Annotated in this window: 8 protein-coding genes; 5 read left to right on the plus strand and 3 right to left on the minus strand. The window is 38.0% G+C overall.

The window, feature by feature from the left end; all coding sequences use genetic code 11:
- Nucleotides 1-57 precede the first annotated feature (57 nt).
- Genes Q1K34_RS12205 through Q1K34_RS12215 form a run of 3 tightly spaced genes read right to left on the minus strand, consistent with a single transcriptional unit; the run spans nucleotide 58 to nucleotide 7,345 of the window.
- A complete protein-coding gene (locus tag Q1K34_RS12205; protein ID WP_300439151.1) occupies nucleotides 58-2,910 on the minus strand; it encodes an insulinase family protein in 2,853 nt (950 codons plus the stop codon).
- 15 nt (nucleotides 2,911-2,925) lie between these two features.
- Complete coding sequence (locus Q1K34_RS12210; RefSeq protein WP_300439154.1) at nucleotides 2,926-4,332, minus strand: RagB/SusD family nutrient uptake outer membrane protein; 1,407 nt, start codon at nucleotides 4,330-4,332, stop codon at nucleotides 2,926-2,928.
- Between the two features lie 10 nt (nucleotides 4,333-4,342).
- Nucleotides 4,343-7,345 carry a SusC/RagA family TonB-linked outer membrane protein gene (locus Q1K34_RS12215; RefSeq protein WP_300439157.1) on the minus strand — a complete coding sequence of 1,001 codons (3,003 nt, stop codon included), beginning with the start codon at nucleotides 7,343-7,345 and terminating at the stop codon, nucleotides 4,343-4,345.
- A gap of 745 nt (nucleotides 7,346-8,090) precedes the next feature.
- Here Q1K34_RS12215 and Q1K34_RS12220 point away from each other — a divergent pair.
- The 5 genes from Q1K34_RS12220 (at nucleotide 8,091) to Q1K34_RS18035 (ending at nucleotide 9,580) form a co-directional block, all read left to right on the plus strand.
- On the plus strand, nucleotides 8,091-8,369 hold the full coding sequence (locus Q1K34_RS12220) for a hypothetical protein (RefSeq protein WP_300439160.1): 279 nt from the start codon (nucleotides 8,091-8,093) through the stop codon (nucleotides 8,367-8,369).
- 80 nt (nucleotides 8,370-8,449) lie between these two features.
- Nucleotides 8,450-8,725 carry a transposase gene (locus tag Q1K34_RS12225; RefSeq protein ID WP_300439163.1) on the plus strand — a complete coding sequence of 92 codons (276 nt, stop codon included), beginning with the start codon at nucleotides 8,450-8,452 and terminating at the stop codon, nucleotides 8,723-8,725.
- Between the two features lie 23 nt (nucleotides 8,726-8,748).
- Nucleotides 8,749-9,162 carry an IS3 family transposase gene (locus Q1K34_RS12230; protein WP_300439166.1) on the plus strand — a complete coding sequence of 138 codons (414 nt, stop codon included), beginning with the start codon at nucleotides 8,749-8,751 and terminating at the stop codon, nucleotides 9,160-9,162.
- Nucleotides 9,150-9,419 carry a DDE-type integrase/transposase/recombinase gene (locus Q1K34_RS12235; protein WP_300439169.1) on the plus strand — a complete coding sequence of 90 codons (270 nt, stop codon included), beginning with the start codon at nucleotides 9,150-9,152 and terminating at the stop codon, nucleotides 9,417-9,419. Before Q1K34_RS12230 ends, Q1K34_RS12235 begins: the two co-directional genes overlap by 13 nt.
- Complete coding sequence (locus tag Q1K34_RS18035) at nucleotides 9,359-9,580, plus strand: integrase core domain-containing protein (protein ID WP_367183329.1); 222 nt, start codon at nucleotides 9,359-9,361, stop codon at nucleotides 9,578-9,580. Before Q1K34_RS12235 ends, Q1K34_RS18035 begins: the two co-directional genes overlap by 61 nt.
- The last annotated feature ends 208 nt before the right edge of the window (nucleotides 9,581-9,788 follow it).

A 9,788-nucleotide genomic window follows, 5' to 3' on the forward strand; every position in this document is an offset into this window, starting at 1 on the left:
CACATCGTTTTAGAACGATGTGCTTTTCTATTTTTAATTAATTCAAACCAGTGGTGCTTATTTTAACATGTTCCGATGATAATCTTTAGGAACTATCAGGAATTTCTGAAGATTCTCTTTCGTGAGATATTTTCCGGCAGCAGCATCAATATCTTCAAGGCTAATGAAATGTTCCAGCATTGCTCCGTATTTTAAAACCATCTCCTGTGGATCTTCTCCAACATATATCGAATGTTTTAGGTAATCTGGCCAGAAATTAAAATATCCAAAACTCCCTAACCGGCTTCCAAAAGCAGCCTTTTCATCCTTAAGCGCGGTTTTAAGCCAATCCCGATCTACTCCATTTTGCTTAAGTTCTTGGAATTCTTTCAAAGCATATCTAATCATATTTTTTTCATTTCCCAAATCGCTGTCAAAAATTATTTGAAATGCATATATTCCTTCTCTAAAGTCTATCCAATCTCCTGTTGCCCGGGGACTATAACTCCCTATACGTAATTTTCTCCTAATTCTTTGGTTAAGTGCTTTAGACAAAACTTCCAACTCAGCTCTGGTTTTTATGTCTGTAGAAACCTTAACAGGTAAATATAGATGGATAAATGCCTGATTCAGATTTTTAAGTTTAATTGTTTGCTCCATTTTATTTAAGGGGAATTGTGATCGATCTTGCCCCTTTTTACTCCTTTTTTTCTTGGCAGGAAGAGCTGATAAATACTTTACTAAAGTTGATTCTATTTTTTCTTTATTGAAATCTCCGGTAATTATAAAAGTACTACCTGTAAAATCTGCAAAGCAATTATCATAAGCAGTGAATACATTTTCCAATTTGAGCTTCTTTATATCGGCCGCTGTCATTTTTGGTAATTCTGGATACCATGTTTGGTTAATTTCCTCATAGTAAAATTCAGAGCTACCTCTTGCTACATTACCTTTAAAATATTCCAGCTCTTTTTCTTTCCAGATTTCAAACGCCTGAACATCTTTTCTAGGTTTCTCTAGATACAAATAGAGAAGGCTTAGGAGGTTTTCCAAGTTCTCCACCTTGGAGCTGGCATTGATTATTTGAAAATCTTTAGTAATTTCAAAATTTATTGCCAGTCCGTTATCTTGCATATACCTTTCAATTTCAAATTTATTATACTCCCCCGCTCCACTGAATTGTACAACATCCGGGGCTACCTCTGCAGCCAGATATTCACTTCTTTTCTTGAGCGGGATTTTAGTAGACTTAAATGCTTGAATCGCTACGGAATTATTAAAAATATGGGATCTCGGCGTCGTAGGTTTTAAAACGATACTAATCCCGTTTTTCAATTTTATAGTAGAAACCCCAATTAGATCTTCAGTTCTATCTTTAATAACTATAGCATTTTTATCAGATTCCTTCGACAGATCAACCAACGGGATAAGCGTTCTGCCCGGCAATTTAAAGGGTGTTACTTTCATAGTATCCACCTGGACGATCCAACTTTCTAGGATTTCTGCATCCGGGATATCCCGAGTCCCATCCGTAAAAAAGATAAAATCCTGGTTTTCCGTAACATCGCTATGCTCAAGCATAACCTCTTGCATTTCTTTTAGGCTTATTCCATTAACTAACTCTTTGATAAATGCTCGCTCCTCCCTAGGAGCTGACGCTGCAGATCCATGAACAAAATGATCTTGATATTTGAGCGCCAAACTGCGGGAAGAACTCATGTCTTCAAAATTATAATCCAATAAGATTTTTTCTTTAGCGCTTTCTAATTCTGATGCGGTAATTCCGGAATAAAGACTTTTTCTTGCAACTAAGGCCTCTTGAATTTTATGTTTTATATACCTAGGTTTATCGCTCTCAAAAGTTATTTCTGTTTGAGTTACAAATAATTGTCCACTACCTATTGCTCCAGAACCATATTTCGCGTTAAATTTCGCTAACGGAGGATGATATTGTTGGGTTATAGATCTCCCCCTAACATCAATAATCTTCCTAAACAGATTTTGAAGTAACATCGCCTTGTAGTCTGAATAGGATTTTAATTTGAAAGAACGATTATAAAATTTTGACCCTAAAAAAACCCGAAACTGAGTATCAATGGTATCAATCATAGTTAAATACCTGTTTTCACCCGTTAATTTAACTTTATGGTTATCTATAATTACCTGGGGATTTCTGGGACGAGCAGGTCCCATTAGATCAGAAAACAATTCCTTTATTTTTACCTCTGCACTATCCACGTCAAAATTACCCACGACTATTGCTGCCTGGAGATCTGGTCTATACCAATCATTATAAAATCTTAAAAATGCATCTCTATCATAATTCTCCATACTTTTTTTGTACATATCCCTTGGAGGTAAATAATGACCGGCATTTTCTGAAAGTATTCTAGAAAGCTTTTGCCTTATGTCCCTGGCATGTGGATTTGTTGTTCTCATCTCCCCTAATACGGCCATTCTATCTACATCTATAGAAGATTGCTCCAATCGAATATCCTGAGTCCAGTCGCGCAGCACCTGCAAGCCTTCATACAATGCGTTTTTCAAATCAGAAGGGATGATAGCTCTGTAAAAAGTTTTATAAAAATTGGTCTTAGCAGAGCCCCATCTACCAGATGTATGAAGATGATTGTTCAAATTGGGAAAATGTTTGGTTCCTTTATATCCCATATGCTCCAAAAGGTGAGCATATTCTAACTGATCATCATCTTCATGTAGTGTACCAGCCTTAACAACCATATGAAATTCTATGCTCTTCGTAGGAGAATCATTTTTGCGCAGGTAATAAGTAAAACCATTGTCTAATGTACCATAGCGAACGGCTGGATCAAGACTCAAACTCTCTTCACTAATATCATAACCAGGTTTTTGTCCACTGGAATTGAAAAAGGTAAATAAGAGAACTATAAGTATTAAATCATTTATTCTCATTCGTGAAAATTTGAGTTAGTAGCCCACATTTTGGCTCAAATTTGGATTTTTCATTCGTTCTTCTGCAGGGATAGGATATAGTATATCTGTAGCTTCCCATAATGGATTCTCAGACCCTAACACTTGAGTTGCTTTACCTGTTCTTTTTAAATCAAGCCAACGATGCCCCCATTCAGTAAACAATTCCTTTCTACGCTCTTCTAAAATCAGGTTTAAAAGTTGCTCTTGATTGATTCCAGGATTGGTTTCGGAGATTAGATCTAAACCGGCCCTTTGCCGGATAACATCAACATCTTCGATAGCACCAGAAATATTTCCTTCCTGGGCCCTCGACTCTGCCCTAATTAAATACTGTTCGGCTAAACGTACTACCATGGAATACTCTTCTATAGGAAAAGTGGTACTATAGGAGATTTTATATTTTGTAGGAAAATAGGCTTCCTTGCCAGGGTCAAAACTAACCCAGCTCATTAGCCGATTGTCTGTCTCATCAAATGAACCTATAAATTCTTCTTCCAATTCAAGGCTTGCGAAAAAACTAAAAAAAGGATCGATAATAAAAAGGGCTCCTTCGTTAGTATGGGTGACCATTCCTCCACCACCAACTGGAGAAATTTGCCATATTGCTTCCATGCTATTAGCTAAAAAAACTTCATTGGCATCTTCCAGAATTTGGTAAGTAGATTGTTCATTGATTACCTGGCTGCTTAAAGTTTCCGCCATATTCCAATCTTCCAAATAAAGATGTACCCGCGCAAGTAAGGCGCTTGCTGCAAAGCTATTTACACGGAACCTTTCTCCATTTTGATACTCGCCACTCAAAAGATCTTTAGCTATTAAAAGATCTGCAATTACCTGGGCGTACACCTCATCCACAGGAGTCCTGGCAGCGAGTTCATTGGCACGGTAATCTGTGGTGAGAACTAATGGTACTTCTCCATACAGGTTTACTAAATAGAAATAAGTAAAAGCCCTTATAAATCGTGCTTCGCCTTCCATCTGTTTTTTTAATTCTGAAGCGATTTCTTCAGAATTCACCAAGCCTTCTATAAATGAATTCGTTAAATAAATCATGTTGTAAGCGCTATTCCATATATCCAGATTGTCAGGATTATCTGGCGTAAGTTCATTTTCTTGAAATTGCATCCGGAAAATATTAGTAGTATTAATATTCTCCAGGTTATCCCCGGAAAGGCCTGATAAAACACTTATACTATTCCTGGCACCATTAGAAAATGCAGTTAAAAACAGTTGGTTATAAATACCATTTAAGGCGCTCTTGGCTGTCTCTTCACTACCAAAAACTTCATCCCTAATGAGTTTATCATTTGGGGCATCTATTTCTACAAAATCCTCGCAGGATAATGATAGAAGACTGGTTATAAAAACCAGCCCGATTTTTAAATATAAATTTAGTTTCATATCGTTTATTTTATAAGTTGATTTGTAACCCGCCGGTTATGATCCTCAATGCGGCAAAGGCAGTTCCTGAATATGGATATTCAGGATCTAAACCATCATAAGGGGTAATTGTAAATAAGTTTTGACCATGGAGATATAGCCTAAAGTTTTTCATGGCCAGATCTTTTACCAAATTCTTTGGGATGCTATACCCCAGGCTTAAAGTTTTTAAACGTAAAAAAGAGGCATCTTCCAATGGAAATGAAGTATTTATCACGTTGTTGAACGCATTGCTGGATTGAAAAGACTGGGAAATCCTTTGGTATTTTGAACCTGGTTCTAAAGTCTCCAGGACTACGTCCAGCTGGTTGCTAGGTCTCCCGGTATTGAATAATGAATGGCTACCCTGCTGTTTTACAAACTGCCATAAAAACTGTAGGGAGAAGCCGCCATAAGATAGATTATTATTAATCCCGCCAAAGAATTTTCTACTGCGATCCTGGATGACTACCCGGTCTTCAAAATCAAACCTTCCGTCGTTATTAATATCGTTAACTCTATAGAACCCTGTTTCAGTATCTAAGCCATCATATTCATAGTTTAGAGAAATATTCAGCGGATAGCCTACTCTATATACATTTGCATACGATGATTGTTCAATACCAGGATAGCTTATCAACTCATTTTCAGGGATACTTATATTAAAAGTAGTTTGCCATCTGAACTTTTCAGAGTTGACTATATTGGCAGATGCTTCTATCTCCCATCCTGAATTTTCAACAGTAGCGGGCAGATTTGCCTGAACGCTACCAAACCCTGTAATAGCTGGCAAAGTATATCCTACCAATTGATTAGAGGACCTGTTCCTATACCAGCTTAGACCTAAATTGAACCTGTTTTTGAACAAACCTAACTCAAGTCCTCCTTCAAGTTTCTTGTTTACTTCCCAGGAATAATCCGGGTTTGCCAATGCAGTGGGATATAAACCGCCCGTGCCACGGGTAGCCTCGTAGGCATCCAGGTAACCGTAATCACCTATCTGGTCGTTCCCCGTAGTACCGAAGCTCCCCCTAAGTTTTCCAAAGGATATGAAGGATAGTGAATTTTTAATAAAAGCTTCTTCAGAAAATATCCAGGCAGTTCCCACAGCTCCAAAATTCGCAAAGCGATTATTAGGACCAAAGCGCGAAGAACCATCCCTTCTTCCAGTTAAATTCAAGTAATATTTCTGATCCCAGTTGAGGCCAATCCTGGAAAACAATGCATTATATCTGTAATCTGTAGATGCGTTTGAGGGGTTCAGGATGCTTTCTGCCGCCGCTATATTGCCTATCAATGCTTCTGATGCGTAACCGCTTCCCTGGAATTGTTGCCTATCACTGGTATTTTCCTGGAAGGTCGCCCCAACTATAGCCTGTAAGTTTAATTTACTAAAGCTGCTATCGTATATCAATTGCGGCTCTGCTATCCATGAGTTCCTGTTTGAACGTAAATGAAAAGAATTATTCTCTACAGGATTTGCAGGATTGTAAGACCTGGCCGGTAGTTTCCATAATTCTTCACTGGAATAATTGGTATATCCCAAACTTGTCTTCAGCCTGAATCCTTCCAGGATTTCATAAGATATCCCTAGATTAGAAATTAAATTCTTCGTGCGGGTATCGCTGGAATTATAATATCCCTTAAATGGGTTATCTATACCTGCTGCACCCCAATCTGCCCAGTTTAAAGTTCCATCTCCGTTAAAAATCCCAGGTGCGTTTGGTGGCAGCAAGTAGGTAGCAGCATTTAAATTTAGATTACCTACCAGGTTATTTACATCGATTCCATAATTTAAGGATAGGTTAATGTTTAATTTTTGATCTGGAGAATAATGGTTAATATTGAGATTACCCGTCATTTTTTTATAATCATAATCTCCCGGATACACGGTACCCTGTGTAAAATAAGATCCTCCTAACCGAAAAGTAGTATTTTCATCACCGCCTGAATAGTTTAGGCTGGTATTGGTTGTTCTGGATGTGCCACCAAATACAAATTCCTGCCAGTCTGTATACCTGTCCTGATCCCAAACTAATAAGTCATAGGCATTACGTTCTGTAGGTTCTACCTCATCATTTTCAAAAGCCCTTCTTCTAATTTGAAGGTATCCCGGTGTGGTTAACAGCTCCAACCTATTGGGGACGGTGGCTACCCCGGTATAAACATTAGCTTCCAGTCCCGGACCTATATTTTTACCGCTCTTGGTAGTGATTAAAATAACCCCGTTTGCACCACGGGATCCATAAATTGCGGTAGCATCGGCATCCTTTAATATTTCTATACTTTCTATATTGGAAAGACTTAAATTATTTAAAGGATCTATCCCTGCATTTCCAAGCAAGGAATTGCTTTCTACTGGGGTGGAATTAATTGGCACCCCATCAATAATATAGAGTGGAAAGTTACCTTCGGCGCGCAGACTGTTCTGTCCTCTAATCTGGATGGTATTGGCCATTCCGGGATGGCTTCCGCCCGGGGTCACCTGCAAACCTGCCACCCTTCCCTGGAGGGCCTGGATAGGACTTACCACCGGTTGAAATTCTATCTCCTCTGAGGTTACACGGGAAATATTCCCCGTACGTTCTCTCTGGGTAACCGTATAATAGCCGGCATTGATTTGTACCTCGTCCAGTGAAGCTACGTCTTCTTCTAGTGAAATATTAATTTGGGATTGATTGGTAATTGGAATTTCCCGGGGTTTATACCCTATAAAAGAAAACACCAGGACATCACCGTTACTAGCACTAATAGTATAATTACCCTCTAAATTCGTGGTAGTACCGTAATTTTTATTCTTCACCCTGACGGTTACTCCTAAAAGTGGCTGGTTGTTTGGGCCGGTAACTGTCCCGGTGATTTCCTGCTGTAAAGTAATAGGTGAATTAAAGGCAGAGGTGGCTGCTTTGGCCTCGCTCATAGCCAGCAGCACTAAAAAGGCCATGGCTAGCAGAAACATGATAATAAGCATGCCTCGCTTGTAAAAATTTTTCATAATTTTACATTAGTTAAATGAAACATTTGTTTTATTAAAGCTTAGGCCTTCCCTGTACGACGCCAATCTTAAGGGAAGGCTTTCTTGCTTTTACCCGTCAAAACGAGTGTTCACTTTTTTCTTTTTAAATGCCCATTACGGGCTTTCATTCGCATTTTTTTTGCGGCTAAACAAACAATTAATGTGGAGCAAAAAAGGCATCCTTGTCCTAAATTAAATTTACCCTGCCCACCGGTTCCCCCGTTTGGAGGTAAGGGGGCTTCCCATCCCAACTACTGTATAACAATAGGACTCTTACAGTAACCCACGGGATTGTTATAATTTTCCTGTTCCCGCAAACAGAAATTAATGAATACACTCCATAAAGGACCGCCGGCCACTTTGGCCTGTAATTTTAATGTAGGGTTTAGTTACTAAATGCGAACTTTATAGTGAAGAAACAAATGCTTTGAGAAGAAAAGTTACCGCATAAAAAATGGGCGTGAAACTTAACTTATCAAGTAGAGGTACTGGTATACCATGCAACGATAAGAAAAAGCCCACGCCCGGGTCGTGAGCATCCTTGCTTATCATCTCGTTGCTAAAAATTACCAGTTTTCTACTTGAGACTCTAAGCGAATGCTTCTAATATTTTACTTTAAGAAGTTCGCAAATATAATTGATCTATTAAAAATCAATCAAATATAATAAAAAAATGACATATATGTCATTGGGTTGGCAATTTTTTTTCAATCAATTTGATTTTATGGCTAAAAAGCAATATATCAATAAAAATTTGGTGAAAGCTGTCTGTGATTTATTAAAAGAGATCCGCGAAGAAGATGGTCGAATTCAAGATGATGTTTCTACTGATATTTTTAACGACATAAAATATAACTTTCACATAGGAAGACTTGAAACAAGTGGAGGAAATATGCGAATCAGCACTCTTTTCGAATTATGTAAATCATATGGAATCCCTGTATCAGAATTTTTTAAAAAACTAGAAGAAAAGTATCCTTCTCTGAGAATTAACTCGAAATAAAAATAAAATAGATTTCTGTGATCATCCCCCCAAATTAGACAGTAAGTTAAGTTCAATAATAACCTTAATTTTACTGTACTATGACACGAAGAAAATTCACCTCCAAGTTTAAAACAAAAGTAGTTCTGGAAGCCTTGAAAGAGCGGCAAACGGTCAAAGAATTAGCCCAGAAATTTGAAATCACTCCACAACAGATCAGTACCTGGAAACGAGATTTCCTAAAAGAAGCAGATACTGTTTTTTCCAAAGGCGGTAAATCAAAGAAATCAGAAGAAGAGGAAAAGAAAGACCAGCTTCTTAAGGTGATTGGTGAGCTTAAAGTGGAGAATGATTTTTTAAAAAACGCCTTGCGATAAAACCTTTAGAAGAGCGTCGAACAATGATATGCAAGGGTCATTCCAAGCTCAGCCTTGAGCGGCAATATAAACTATTGCAGATCCACCGTAGCGGAATCTATTATAAGCCTCGTGGAGAAAGCAGTCTCAATTTAGAACTGATGCGCCTGATGGACGAGCATTATACTCATCATCCATTTAAAGGAGCCAGACGAATGCATACCTGGCTTACGGTGGATAAAGGATATAAGGTTAATAAAAAGCGTATTGAACGTCTCTATTCCGGGGTAATGGGGCTTAGAGCTATTATGCCAGGGAACCAACATACCTCCAGGCGAAACAAAGAACACAAGGTATACCCTTATTTATTGCGGAACCTCACGGTAGATCATCCCAATCAGGTTTGGGCCATCGATATCACTTACATTCCAATGCGAAAAGGTTTATGTATTTGGTAGCGATCATAGACCTGCATAGCCGCTATGTGCTTAACTGGTCGGTGTCTAATTCTATGGATGCCCAGTGGTGTAAAGAAACTTTAGAAGAAGCTATTGATATCCATGGAACTCCTGAAATCATTAATACCGACCAGGAAGCCAGTTTACCTCAGAGATCTTTACCCACAGTGTATTATCTAAGAATATCAAACTCAGTATGGATGGTAAAGGAAGAGCTATCGATAATGTATTTATTGAAAGGCTTTGGAGAAGTGTGAAGTACGAAAGTATTTATTTAAACCCTCCAGAATCTGGAGTAGATCTTTACCGGCAACTCAATACCTATTTTAATTTTTACAATCATCAAAGAAGGCACCAGGGAATAGAAAATAAAATACCTTATAATCGATATTTACAACAACAAAGAAAAGCTGCTTGATAAATAAATAATAGAACTTAATTTAGCAGCTAAGCTGTCCTAACAAATGGGGGTACTTCACAAAAGAAGAAATTGAGTTCTCACTTAATGGAAAAACTTATAGAATATTATTAAAAATAAATTAGGTCTAGTAATATTACTGCACACAACAGGTCGGTTCATCGCAAATAAAGAACTAAGCTAATTTCCAAGCATTTTATCCCAATTT

The organism is Christiangramia sp., assembly GCF_029937855.1.
GTDB lineage: Bacteria > Bacteroidota > Bacteroidia > Flavobacteriales > Flavobacteriaceae > Christiangramia.